The organism is Bradyrhizobium sp. 134 (genome assembly GCF_023074155.1).
Lineage (GTDB): Bacteria > Pseudomonadota > Alphaproteobacteria > Rhizobiales > Xanthobacteraceae > Bradyrhizobium.
The window spans coordinates 240,314-252,211 of the sequence record NZ_JADPKX010000006.1; the positions used below are offsets into that span (position 1 = coordinate 240,314).

Genomic DNA, 11,898 nt, shown 5'->3' on the forward strand with positions numbered 1-11,898 from the left:
GTCCACTTCACCTGCCTTGGGGGGAGGGGTTTTTCCATGGCTTCGAACGTCGTCGCGCGCCGTTGCGCGATGTTTTTCTTTGCGCTGTCCGTCTGCGTCGCGGGCGCTCGCCATATCACGGATGCGCACGCCGCCGGTGCATTTGCGGTCGGCAAGTGCGGCGCCTATGGCCAAGCGTTTGATTATGGCGCCGAGCACGAAGCGCGTGCGGCGGCGCAGAAGCAGTGCAAGGGCGATTGCACGACCGTGACGATGAAGCGCGCCTGCGCGGCGATGTCGGTCGATCTGTCCAATCCCTGCGGCGCCTATGGCTATGCCGTCAAGCCGAAGATCTCGGCCACGCTCAATGCCGCGACGCGCGAATGCTACAAATATGGCGGCAAGGAATGCGTGATCCGCGCCTGGGCCTGCGACGCAAAGGGTTGATTCCTGTTGCCGTCATTCCGATGTTGCGTAGCATCGAGTCCGGAATGACAGTTGGGGAATTCAATGCAATTCGACACTAAAATCGCCGTTGTGATCCGCACTGATCTTCAGCCCTGGCAGAAGCTCAACGTTGCCTCGTTCCTGACCAGCGGCATCGCGACTGCTTTTCCCGACTGCATCGGCGAGCCCTATGAGGATGCGTCAGGCACGAGATATCACGCGCTGATCGGTCAGCCGATTCTGATCTATGGCGCCGACGGTCCCGCATTGACGCGCGCGCTCGATCGGGCCCTGACGCGCAGCGTCAAGCCGGCGGTCTACACCGAGGACATGTTCAAGACCACGCATGATGCCGCCAATCGCGAGGCGGTGAGGGCAGTGGCGCGCCCTGACCTCAACCTCGTCGGTCTTGCCGCGCGCGCCGAGCGCAAGGTGATCGACAAGATCGTTGATGGGCTGAAGTTTCATAGTTGACGTGAACGCGCGCGGTCTTGCGCGCTTCCACTTGCGATGCCTACCCCGGCGGCATGCCAGCGAATTTCGGCAGGTCCTGGTCAAGACGATCCCAGTCATGTCCGCGCGCGGCGAAAGTGACCGCCTGCGGCTTGTAGCGGGCGGGCTCGTCGAGACTTGTGGCGCGGATCGTAAAGACGTCGGGCTGTGCCGCGAAGGTCATGTAAACAGGCACGCCGCACTGCGTGCAGAAACCGCGCGTCTTCACGTTGCCGCTGTTGGCGACCATGTCCCAATGCTTCGCCTCGCCGGTAAGCGTGACGCCGGCGCGCGCGAAGGTTATGTAGGAGCCGTGCCCGCTGCCGCTTTCGCGCTGGCAGTCCCGGCATTGGCAGTGATTGGCGAACAGGGGCTCACTGGCGATCGAATAGCGGATCGCGCCGCAGGCGCAGCCGCCGGTAAAGGGCTTGGTCATGCGATAACTCCTTACTTGTCTTCGCCGCTGATCTCGTCGAGCTGGCGGACGACCTTCTTCCAGCCGCCGCTCATGCCCGTGTAGGCCGACTGGTTCCTGGGTATGACGAAGCCCGCATGAACCAGACGGATCCGCGTGCCGGCCTCGACCGGGGTGAGGGACCACGTCACGACAGTGTCGAGCGGCGCGCCGTAGCCGGTGTTGCGCTCATCGCCGCCCTTCCAGGCGTAGACGAGGCGCCGGTTCGGCATGACTTCAAGGACGCGACAATGGATGACGCCATCCCAGGCGCCGCCCGGCGTGGTCTGGTAGGTGAAAGTGTTGCCTTCGACGGCCTCGAAACCGGTCGGCGGCATCAGCCAGCGCGCGATGAGCTGGGCGCTGGTCAGCGCCTTCCAGATCGTCTCCGGCGCGTGAGGGAGCACCTCGTCGAGGACGATGTCTTTTGTCTCGGCTTTCAATTCAAGAGCACTCACGGATCGATCTCCTTCAAGAGGTCACGCAGGTTCTGGAAGCGCTCGCGCCAGAACACGCCGTAATGGTCCATCCAGGAGACCAACGGTTCGAGGCCTTGCGGCGCGGCACGGTAATAGACGTTGCGGCCCTCGGCACGCTCGGCGACGAGGCCGGCCTGCTTGAGGGACTTCAAGTGTTGCGAGATCGCGCCTTGCGTCACGCCGCTTCCGCGCGTGAGCTCGGCGACGCTGATCTCCTTGCTCTCGAAGACGCGCTCGAACACCGCGCGCCGGGTCGGATCGGCGAGGGCGCGCATCACGGTGGTGACGGGATTTGGGGCGGCTTCGATCATGGGAATTAGATTAGTATACACTAATGAATTAGTAAAGGCTAATTTATTGGCCTGGTTGGGTCCGTAATCCTGTCTTGACGCTGACTGACCGGTCAGTCATGTCATCAGAATGACAAAGAAGCCGACCAAACCCGCCGCTCCCTCCAAGGATCGCGCCAGCGCAAAGGCCTCTGCAAGCGCTGGCAACGACGCGGCGCCCGCGCCGAGCCGCGCCACGCGCGCGGCGGAGCGGCGCGCGGCGATCGTGGATGCCGCGATGGAGGAATTCATCGCGCGCGGCTTTGCCGCGACGCGGCTCGACGACATCGCGAAGCGCGCGGGTGTCGCCAAGGGCACCATCTACCTGCACTTCAAGGACAAGGAATCCATGTTCGAGGAGCTGGTGCGGACCGTGATCGTCCCTGTGGTGACGCGGTTGACGGCATTGCCGCCGCCGGCGGGCTCGGTGCGTGATCTCGTCGAGACGTTTGCCAGCAACTTCCTCAAGGAGGTGATCGGTACCAGACGCGGTGATCTCGTGCGCCTGATCGTGGCCGAGGGACCGCGCTTTCCGTCCGTGGCCGATTTCTACTACCGCGAGGTCGTCTCGCGCGGGATGGCCGCCATGCGCGCCCTGATCGAGCTCGGCATTGCCCGCGGCGAGATCCGCCAGAAGAACCTGGCGCATTACCCGCAGATCCTGGTCGCACCCGCGATGATCGCGGTGATCTGGCAGAGCCTGTTCGCGCGGCACGCGCCGCTCGACGCGCAGGACATGCTGCGGGTCCATCTCGATTTGATTTTTGGCGAACGGAGCTCGACATGAGGTCGTTGCGAGCAATTTTTATATTCGCATTAGTCGCGGTCCTCGCAACCGGGCTTGCTGGCTGCAAGGACAAGCGTGAGCCCGGCTTCCAGGGCTGGGTCGAGGCCGACATGATCTTCGTCAGCCCGGACGAGGCGGGCCGCGTGACGAAGCTGAACATCCGCGAGGGCGACGAGGTCAAGGTCGGAGATCACCTCTATTCCGTCGACGACGATCTCCAGCTTGCCGATCTCAACCAGAACAAGGCGACGCTTGCCAACGCGCAGCAGACCTATGACCGCGCGGCCTCGCTGAGCAAGACCGGCTCGGGCACGCAGGCCAATCTCGACTCGGCCGTCTCTGCCTTGCGCGTCGCCGAGGCGCGGGTGGCGACCTCGGAGACGCGGATGGCGCGGCGCAAGGGCTTTGCGCCCGTGGCCGGTACCATCCAGCAGATCTATTTTCGCGAGGGTGAGATGGTGGCAGCGCAGCGGCCCGTGCTCTCGATCATGCCTCCCGGCAACATGAAGCTGCGTTTCTTCGTGCCGGAGACCGAGCTGCCGAAGCTTGCGATCGGCGACACCGTGCGGATCGCGTGCGACAATTGCGCCGCCGATCTCACGGCAAAGATCTACTTCATCGCGACTTCGGCCGAATACACCCCGCCTGTCATCTACAGCCTCGAGGAGCGCAACAAGCTCGTCTACCTGATCCAGGCGCGGCCGTCGCGCCCCGATGCGCTGCGTGTCGGGCAACCCATCGACGTCCATCTCAATCCAAAGACTCCGGTGGCGGACAAGCGATGAACGGCGGCAATGGCATTGCGATCGACGTCAAGGGCCTGAGCAAGTCGTTCGGCGGCCGCGAGGTCGTGCACGATTTGTCGATGCAGGTGAAGCGGGGTTCGATCTACGGCTTCCTCGGCCCGAACGGCTCGGGCAAGACGACGACGATCCGCATCCTCTGCGGCCTGCTCACGCCCGACAGCGGCGAGGGCACCTGCCTCGGCTACGACATCAGGCGCGATGCCGAAAAGATCAAGCGCCAGGTCGGTTACATGACCCAGCGCTTCAGCCTCTATCAGGATCTGTCAGTCCGCGAAAACCTCGAATTCGTCGCGCGCCTATACGGCCTTCGCGATGCACGCGGCGCCGCGCGCGACATGATCAAGCGGCTGGGGCTCTCGGGCCGCGAGGAGCAGCTCGCGGGCGAGCTCTCCGGCGGCTGGAAGCAGCGGCTGGCGTTGGGCGCCTGCACATTGCCCAGTCCTAAACTGCTGCTGCTGGACGAGCCGACCGCCGGCGTCGACCCGAAGGCGCGGCGCGATTTCTGGAACGAGATTCATGCACTGGCGGCCGACGGTCTCACCGTGCTGGTCTCGACACACTACATGGACGAGGCCGAGCGCTGTCACGAGATCGCTTATATCGCCTATGGCCATCTGCTCGTGCACGGCACCGTGGACGAGGTGATCGCGAAATCCGCGTTGACGACCTACACCGTGACGGGCGAGGACCTGAACGGGCTCACCGCTGCGCTCACCGGCAAGCCTGGAATCGACATGGTGGCGCCGTTCGGCACGTCGTTGCACGTCTCCGGCCGCGACGTCGCCGCGCTCGAGGCCAGCATCGCGCCGTGGCGCGAGAAAAGCGGGCTGCATTGGCACAAATCCTCGCCGTCACTGGAAGACGTGTTCATCGAATTGATGAGTCGTTCCAAGGACAATTTCCAATGAGCGCGGTCGATCGTTCCGAACCCCAGCACGCGATCAGGGAGCGCTTCGGCTTCTGGAGGCGCTCCTATGCGATGCTGATCAAGGAGTTCATCCAGCTCAGGCGCGACCGGGTGTCGTTTGCAATGATCGTGATGCTGCCGGTGATGCAGCTGCTCCTGTTCGGCTATGCCATCAACACCACGCCGCACAATCTGCCGAGCGCGGTGTTGCTCCAGGAGGACTCCGATCTCGCCCGCTCGATCCTGAAGGCGCTGGAGAACACCGCCTATTTCCACTTTCTCTACGAAGTGCACGACGTCGACGACTTCGACAATCTCCTGAAATCAGGCAAGGTTCTGTTCGGCGTCGAGATCCCGCGCGGCTTCGAGCGGGCGGTACGGCGCGGCGACAGACCGGCGCTGCTGGTCGCGGCCGACGCGACCGATCCCGTTGCAGCGAGTGCAGCGATCGGCTCGCTCGGCATGGTCGTGCAGACCGCACTCAAGCACGATCTCTACATCGGAGATCCCCCGGAGATGCCGTTCGAGATCCGCGCGCATGCCCGCTACAACCCGGCCGCCGCGTCGAGCCTCAACATCGTGCCGGGCCTCGTCGGCACCATCCTCACCATGACCATGCTGATCTTCACCGCGCTCTCGGTCACGCGCGAGGTCGAGCGCGGCACGATGGAGAGCCTGCTGTCGATGCCGATCAGGCCGGTCGAGGTGATGTTCGGCAAGATCATCCCTTACGTGCTGGTCGGGTTCGTGCAGGCGTTCCTCATCATCGGCATCGGGGTCGGCCTGTTCGGCGTGCCGGTGCTCGGCAATCTGTTCCTGCTGGCGCTGCTCTCGACGCTGTTCATCACGACCAACCTGGCGATCGGGTATACGATCTCGACGCTGGTGCAGAACCAGCTCCAGGCGATGCAGATGTCGATGATGTTCTTCCTGCCGAGCATCTTGCTGTCCGGCTTCATGTTCCCGTTTGCCGGGATGCCGGCCTGGGCGCAATATGTCGGCGAGTGCTTGCCGCTGACGCATTATTTGCGCATCGTCCGCGCCATCATGCTGAAGGGCGCGAGCATGCAAAATTTGCATTTCGACGCGCTGGCGCTGGCGGTCCTGATGCTGCTCGCCATGACCATCGCCGTGACGCGCTTCCGCCGCACGCTGGATTGAGGCAAGATGCCCCGGAATCAAGGGGGCGGAATGGTCAGTTTTGCGAGCAGGAAGGCCCGGCAGCATGCCGTGGTCTCCGAAGACTTCGAGCGCGAGCTGACGCGCGAAGTGCTGCGCACCGAGCTCGTGCGGGTGAGGGCGCTGATCACGACGGGCTGCGTCATCGTCGTGTTTCTCACTGCGATCTATCTTGTCGATTCCTCCGTGGTGCAGCGGGTCTGGCGGGGCACCGAGGGGCTTGCCGAGGTCTATGGTCTCCTGACCGGCTTCATCCTGTTCGAGGTCTGGGTCCACAGCCAGATCAGGCGAAACCTCAAGCTCGACCGCGATCTGCCGGTGATCCGGCGCTATATCGGTGCGCTGATCGAGACCTCGCTGCCGACCGTCATCCTGATCCTGCAGATTCGCAGCATGGGCGCGAGCCAGGCGCTCGGCTTCGTCGTGCCGCTGATCTATTTCATTTTCGTCATCCTTTCGACCCTGCGGCTGGACTTCTGGCTGTCCACCTTCACCGGCTTCGTCGCTGCGGGTGAGTTGCTCACGGTGGCGCTGATCTTCGATCCCGCCAGCGGGAGCGGCGAGCCGCAGATCTATTTCCACGCGGTACGAAGCACCATCATCCTGATCTGCGGCGTGCTTGCAGGCGCGGTCGGTGCGCAGCTCCGCCGCCAGTTCGCCGCGAGCATTGCCGCAGCGACCGCGCGCGACCGGGTGACCAACCTGTTCGGCCAGCACGTTTCGCCGCAGGTGGTGGAGCGGCTGATGGCGGCGGGGACGAGCGCCGCCGGCGACCTCCGCCGCGTTGCCGTGATGTTCGTCGATTTTCGCGGCTTCACCGCGGGCGCGCAGTCGCGAACCCCGCAGGAGGTGGTCGACCGGCTCGACGGCGCCTTCGCCGTTCTGGTCGACATTCTCGACCGCGAGGGTGGCATCGTGAACAAGTTTTTGGGCGACGGCTTTCTCGCCCTGTTCGGTGCGCCGCTGGAGACTTCCGACGCCGCGCACCGCGCGGTCGCCGCGGGCCGCGAGATGCTAACCGCGATGGAGCGCATCAACGCGCAGACGAGCTGGCCGCTCAAGATCGGCATCGGTATCCATTTCGGCGAGGTCGTCGCCGGCAATATCGGCTCGCCCCGGCGCAAGGAATACACCGTCATCGGAGACACCGTGAACTTCGCCTCACGGCTGGAGGCGCTGAACAAGGAGTTCGGCTCGCAGCTCTTGATCTCGGCGGCCGTTCGCGAGGCGCTTGGCAAGGACTGCGACGATGCGGTCTCGCTTGGGGAGGTCGAGGTGCGCGGTTACGAACAGAAGGTGGCGGTGTTTCAACTGGGGTGAGGGCCGCTTCCTGCGCTTTCAAATGTGAGTCGCGCTTCGCTGAAGCGGGTCGGGTTCGTTGAAGGCGCGTGGTGAAATATCTCTGCTAGCTTTTGGGTCTTGCATTGTGGAAGCCGCTTCTCGGCCTCCAACGCGTCACCGCGATTGCTCCGATTGCACTCAATTTTGGGGAATGACGGACGATGTCGCCGGCTTGTAGAGTGCCGGCGACGCGGCCGATTGCGGCTGCGATTGCGTAAGGGAAATGAAGATGCAGCGCCGCTACATCACCGTCGACGTGTTCACCGACCGCGCCTTCGGCGGCAACCAGCTCGCCGTGGTGCTCGATGCCGGCGGGTTGTCGACCACGCAAATGCAGGCGATCGCGACCGAGTTCAACTATTCCGAGACGACCTTCGTGTTGCCGCCGCGTGACAAGGCGAATGATGCCGAGGTGCGCATCTTCACGCCTGTCAGGGAGCTTCCTTTCGCTGGCCATCCCAATGTCGGCACCGCCTTCGTGCTTGCGACGATCGCGAAGGAGTCGAAGCCGCGCCTGCGGTTCGAGGAGAAGGCGGGGCTGGTGCCGGTCGATATTGTGCGGGAGCAGGGCCGCGTGATCAGCACCGAGCTCACCGCGCCCCAGCCTTTGGCGCGCCTGTCGCAATTGTCGGTCGCCGATGCCGCGAGCTGCATCTCGCTCAGTGCAGACGACATTAGGGTCGACCGTCACGCTCCACAGGTCGTCAGCGTTGGAACGCCGTTTCTGGTGATTGAGGTGCACTCGCGCGATGCGCTCAAACGGGCGGGGTCCGACGCGGCGGCCTTCGGCAAGGTATTTCCGTGCGACGGCGCGTTCGCGGCGTGGTTCTATACGCGCGATGTGCCCGCGGCGGAGGCGCCTTGCGAGCGGCAGGCGCGGATGTTCATGCGCGGCGCCGGCGGCCTCGCCGAGGACCCCGCCACCGGCAGCGCAACGGTCGCGGCCGCCGCGCTGTTCGCCGATCTCGATCCTGTCCGCGAGGGCGAGTTGAAGCTCACGGTCGGCCAGGGTTTTGACATGGGGCGGCCGAGCCTCTTGCTGACGCGCGTGCGCAAGCAGGACGGCAAGATCGTCTCCGCTCATGTCGGCGGGCAATGCGTGCAGATGATGGAAGGGACGTTTAGGCTGGCGGGAGAAGGGTAACTCTCTGTTCCCGGCCATGACGGAGAGAGTCGTTCAGGCTTGCCGTCCCGCCAAATTCTTCACCGTTACCCCATCGCGCTCTTCGATGATCTCAGCGATCATCTGGCGGTGGCAGTGGGTGTGATCGCGCTCGTAGCAAAGCAGACAGACCGGACCTGCTTTCTTCACCAGCGCCGAGAGCTCGTCCATCTGCTCCCGAGCCTCCGGCGTCTTCAGGTGCTTTGAGAAAACCTTCTCCAGCACATGGTATTGCCCGCTGCGGGCGGCGAGGCGACCTTCCTTGGGCGTGCCGAGCGCGGCGAGGTGGACATAGGCGATGCCGCGTTCGTCGAGCCCTGCGGCGAGCTGCTTCTTAGAAAAGCCGGGCCGGCGCGATGACGTCACCGCGCGCACGTCGACGACGAGCTTGACGCCGGATTGCTCCAGCTCGTCGAGCACTGCCTTGGGCGGCGTCTGCTCATAGCCGATGGTGAAGAGCTTTTTTGCCTTTGCCATGAGACACCTTTAGCGAAACACGTCAGCTCACCCGCGCGATCAGCTCCATGGCGCCGGCCGGCGCGCGCACCTTGCCCTCGTGGATGACATAGGCGAACACGTCGCGCGGCTCCTTCTTCGGCTTGGCCTTGTCGACCTTCGGCAGGTCGTCGGGTTCACTTCCCTCGGCCCAGTGCTGAAAGCGCTTGGCCCAGGCATCGAGCTGCTTCGGCGGATAGCATGTCTTGATCTCGTCATTGCCCTTCTGCAGCCGGGCATAGACGAAATCGCCGGCGACGTCGGCGATCGCGGGATATTTGCCGTGCTCGGCGAAGACGACGGGCGTCTCGAATTCGCGGATCAGCGCGACGAAGTCCGGCGCGCAGAAACTGTCGTGACGGACCTCGACGACGTGGCGCAGGGCGCGTCCGTCGAGCTTGCGCGGCAACAGCTCGAGGAATTTGCCGAAATCGGCGCCGTCGAATTTTTTGGTCGGCGCGAACTGCCACAGCACCGGCCCAAGATGATCGCCGAGTTCCAGCACGCCGGAATCATAGAAACGCTTGATGGAATCCCCAGCCTCGGCCAGCACGCGCCGGTTGGTGGCGAAGCGCGGCCCCTTGACCGAGAACACGAAACCATCAGGCACCTCGCTCGCCCATTTGCGAAAGCTCTCCGGTTTCTGCGAGCCGTAATAGGTGCCGTTGATCTCGATCGAGGTCAGTTTCGAGGCGGCGTAGGACAGCTCCTTGGCTTGCGTCAGCTTCTCCGGATAGAACACGCCGCGCCAAGGCTCGAAGGTCCAGCCGCCGATGCCGATAAAGATGTTGCCTGATTTTTTAGACGCGGTTTTTGCTTTGGCCACGGGAGGATCTCGGATGACGGGAGGAGGGGCCTCCATCCTAATCAAACGAGTTGTGATTGGCCAGTTGCGACGTCCCGTCTAAGCTCGCGACGGGATCTGCGAAAAAAGGAGAACAAGATGCGGATGCTGATGGTGGGAGCGGCGCTCGTTATGATGACATCTGCTGCCATGATATCTTCAGTTATGGCCGACGATGACGATGCCAAGGGTGCGCAGAAGCTCGCCATGCAGGGCCGCGACGATTATTGGCATTGCCTGGCGCGGGAATATTCGCGCGACGGCAATCAGGGCCTGTCGGAACAGGATTTTGGCCGCTCCGTCGCCGGAGCCTGTCCGTCGGAGCGACAATACTACCGGGTGGCACTGCTCGATTATCTCACCACGCAATATCCCGATATTGATGCCGGCGCGCATCTCGCGACCGCGAACAGGGCGGTGGAGGCGGCGCAAAAGGACATCGTGACGGCCTTCGTCAAGCACAAGCCGCCGCAGAAATAGCCCATGGACCGGTGCCTCCGGCAAGCCCTTCCGGCGGCGCTCTCATCCATGGTATTATTGAGCGCATCTGGAACAGGGATGAGTTTCCATGTCGTCTGAGTCGGTGGGGGGCATTTTGGGCGCGATCGTCGCGGCGATCGTGCTTGCGGTGGCCGTCGTCTTCGGGCCGATCGGCCAATACGGCAAGCCGCCCAGGCCCGCGAAAGTCGACCCGGCCGCCGTTACGGCGCCGGCGGCCCCTGCCGCGCCCGTGCCGCGAGGGCCGGTGATCAAGGAAGTCCCGAACCAATAAGGGCGTGAAAAGGGCCTCTTTCGCCCCTTGTAAAGCGGCGTTGCCGTTCCCATTTAACTTATAACGGCGACGTTGAGCGAAAAACTCCGGCGCTGGAACGACCTTGGAATAGCACAGGCTGCGCCGGATGTACGCGCGGCCCGCCGTTCCGGGGTCGTTGGCATTTTTGGGCCCCTTTTGGGCCGCTCCCCAGAGAAACCCCGGCTTGCGAGCGCAAGTTCTTGGCAGCACAAGTTCTTGGCAGCACAAGTTCTTGGCAGCACGGGACGCGGCGGATATACGCTGCCGTCATGAATGAAGCGATCAGACCGGGCTCCGACACCCAAAAGGCGGCTTCGCCGGCGCCGGAATTGTCGGTCGTCGTCCCGACCTTCAACGAACGCGACAATGTCGCGGTGCTTTACCGGCGGCTGGAGGCCGCGCTGGCCGGCATCGCCTGGGAAGTCGTGTTCGTCGACGACAATTCGCCTGATGGCACTTGGGACGTCGTGCGCGCGCTGGCCCAGCGCGACAGCCGCGTGCGCTGTGTCCGCCGCATCGGCCGCCGCGGCCTGTCGGGGGCCTGCATCGAGGGCATCCTGGCCTGCAGCGCGCCCTATGCGGCCGTGATCGACGCCGATCTTCAGCACGACGAGACGCAACTGCCGAAGATGCTGTCGCTGCTCGCGAGCGGGCAGGCCGAGCTCGTGGTCGGCAGCCGCTACATCGAGGGCTACAAGAGCGAAGGCTTCAACAAGCAGCGCGCCGGCGCCAGCGCGCTGGCAACGGAACTCGCCAGGAAAGCGCTGCGGGTCGAGATCGCCGATCCCATGAGCGGCTTCTTCATGGTTCGCCGCGACCGTTTCGAGCAGCTGGCGCCGAAACTTTCCGTGCACGGCTTCAAGATCCTGCTCGACCTCGTCGCGAGCGCGAACGGCAGCTTGCGCGCCATCGAAATTCCCTACACGTTCGGTGAGCGCCAGCACGGCGAAAGCAAGCTCGATTCTATGGTCGCGCTGGATTTTCTCGGCCTGGTGCTGGCAAAGTTCACCAACGACGCTGTCTCGTTGCGCTTCCTGCTGTTCGCGATGGTCGGCGGGATCGGCCTCGTGGTGCATCTCACGACCCTGTTCATATCGCTCGAACTATTCAAGGAGCCGTTCGCGGAAGCGCAGGCCTCCGGCGCCATCGTCGCGATGACCAGCAATTTCGTCCTCAACAATTTCCTTACCTATCGCGACCAGCGGTTGAAGGGCTTTGCGCTGCTGCGCGGCCTGATCGCGTTCTACATCGTGTGCAGCGTCGGCCTGCTCGCCAATGTCGGCGTCGCCTTCTCGGTCTACGACCAGGAGCCGATCTGGTGGCTTGCGGGTGCGGCCGGGGCGCTGATGGGCGTGGTGTGGAACTACGCGATGTCCGGACTGTTCGTCTGGCGCAAGAAATAGC

The 11,898-nt window shown here is 63.7% G+C and carries 16 protein-coding genes; 11 read left to right on the plus strand and 5 right to left on the minus strand.

Annotation, left to right across the window (positions count from 1 at the left end; all coding sequences use genetic code 11):
• Nucleotides 1-36 precede the first annotated feature (36 nt).
• On the plus strand, nt 37-426 hold the full coding sequence (locus tag IVA75_RS01940) for a DUF4189 domain-containing protein (RefSeq protein WP_007611990.1): 390 nt from the start codon (nt 37-39) through the stop codon (nt 424-426).
• A 63-nt stretch (nt 427-489) separates the two neighbouring features.
• A complete protein-coding gene (locus IVA75_RS01945) occupies nt 490-900 on the plus strand; it encodes a DUF2000 family protein (RefSeq protein ID WP_247287218.1) in 411 nt (136 codons plus the stop codon).
• A gap of 40 nt (nt 901-940) precedes the next feature.
• Here IVA75_RS01945 and IVA75_RS01950 read toward each other — a convergent pair whose 3' ends face one another.
• The 3 genes from IVA75_RS01950 to IVA75_RS01960 are packed head-to-tail and all read right to left on the minus strand — an operon-like array spanning nt 941 to nt 2,162.
• Nucleotides 941-1,354, minus strand: coding sequence for a GFA family protein (locus tag IVA75_RS01950; RefSeq protein WP_247287217.1), 414 nt, complete (start codon nt 1,352-1,354; stop codon nt 941-943).
• An 11-nt stretch (nt 1,355-1,365) separates the two neighbouring features.
• Nucleotides 1,366-1,830 carry an SRPBCC domain-containing protein gene (locus IVA75_RS01955; RefSeq protein ID WP_027567718.1) on the minus strand — a complete coding sequence of 155 codons (465 nt, stop codon included), beginning with the start codon at nt 1,828-1,830 and terminating at the stop codon, nt 1,366-1,368.
• A complete protein-coding gene (locus IVA75_RS01960) occupies nt 1,827-2,162 on the minus strand; it encodes a metalloregulator ArsR/SmtB family transcription factor (protein WP_007611986.1) in 336 nt (111 codons plus the stop codon). The genes IVA75_RS01955 and IVA75_RS01960 overlap by 4 nt, the downstream gene beginning before the upstream one ends.
• 109 nt (nt 2,163-2,271) lie before the next feature.
• On the opposite strand from IVA75_RS01960, the gene IVA75_RS01965 reads away from it, so the two are divergent.
• From IVA75_RS01965 to IVA75_RS01990, 6 genes are all read left to right on the plus strand, one after another.
• Nucleotides 2,272-2,967, plus strand: coding sequence for a TetR/AcrR family transcriptional regulator (locus IVA75_RS01965; protein ID WP_247287216.1), 696 nt, complete (start codon nt 2,272-2,274; stop codon nt 2,965-2,967).
• A complete protein-coding gene (locus IVA75_RS01970; RefSeq protein ID WP_247287215.1) occupies nt 2,964-3,752 on the plus strand; it encodes an efflux RND transporter periplasmic adaptor subunit in 789 nt (262 codons plus the stop codon). Before IVA75_RS01965 ends, IVA75_RS01970 begins: the two co-directional genes overlap by 4 nt.
• Nucleotides 3,749-4,681 (plus strand): ABC transporter ATP-binding protein, encoded by a 933-nt coding sequence (locus IVA75_RS01975; RefSeq protein WP_247287214.1) that lies wholly within the window; start codon nt 3,749-3,751, stop codon nt 4,679-4,681. Before IVA75_RS01970 ends, IVA75_RS01975 begins: the two co-directional genes overlap by 4 nt.
• Nucleotides 4,678-5,841 (plus strand): ABC transporter permease, encoded by a 1,164-nt coding sequence (locus tag IVA75_RS01980; protein WP_247287213.1) that lies wholly within the window; start codon nt 4,678-4,680, stop codon nt 5,839-5,841. Before IVA75_RS01975 ends, IVA75_RS01980 begins: the two co-directional genes overlap by 4 nt.
• Before the next feature lie 30 nt (nt 5,842-5,871).
• Nucleotides 5,872-7,179, plus strand: a complete 1,308-nt coding sequence (locus tag IVA75_RS01985) for an adenylate/guanylate cyclase domain-containing protein (protein WP_247287212.1) — start codon at nt 5,872-5,874, stop codon at nt 7,177-7,179.
• 250 nt (nt 7,180-7,429) lie between these two features.
• Nucleotides 7,430-8,344 carry a PhzF family phenazine biosynthesis protein gene (locus IVA75_RS01990; protein ID WP_247287210.1) on the plus strand — a complete coding sequence of 305 codons (915 nt, stop codon included), beginning with the start codon at nt 7,430-7,432 and terminating at the stop codon, nt 8,342-8,344.
• 33 nt (nt 8,345-8,377) lie between these two features.
• Here IVA75_RS01990 and IVA75_RS01995 read toward each other — a convergent pair whose 3' ends face one another.
• Nucleotides 8,378-8,839, minus strand: a complete 462-nt coding sequence (locus IVA75_RS01995; protein ID WP_247287209.1) for a DUF488 domain-containing protein — start codon at nt 8,837-8,839, stop codon at nt 8,378-8,380.
• A gap of 22 nt (nt 8,840-8,861) precedes the next feature.
• A complete protein-coding gene (locus IVA75_RS02000) occupies nt 8,862-9,683 on the minus strand; it encodes a DUF72 domain-containing protein (RefSeq protein ID WP_247287208.1) in 822 nt (273 codons plus the stop codon).
• A gap of 117 nt (nt 9,684-9,800) precedes the next feature.
• Between IVA75_RS02000 and IVA75_RS02005 the strand changes: the two genes are divergently transcribed.
• The 3 genes from IVA75_RS02005 (at nt 9,801) to IVA75_RS02015 (ending at nt 11,897) form a co-directional block, all read left to right on the plus strand.
• Nucleotides 9,801-10,181 carry a hypothetical protein gene (locus IVA75_RS02005; RefSeq protein ID WP_106944528.1) on the plus strand — a complete coding sequence of 127 codons (381 nt, stop codon included), beginning with the start codon at nt 9,801-9,803 and terminating at the stop codon, nt 10,179-10,181.
• Nucleotides 10,182-10,269: 88 nt separating this feature from the next.
• On the plus strand, nt 10,270-10,473 hold the full coding sequence (locus IVA75_RS02010) for a hypothetical protein (protein WP_027518781.1): 204 nt from the start codon (nt 10,270-10,272) through the stop codon (nt 10,471-10,473).
• Nucleotides 10,474-10,763: 290 nt separating this feature from the next.
• Entirely contained in the window at nt 10,764-11,897 is a 1,134-nt protein-coding gene (locus IVA75_RS02015) for a glycosyltransferase family 2 protein (RefSeq protein ID WP_027567728.1), read from the plus strand.
• Nucleotide 11,898 lies beyond the last annotated feature (1 nt).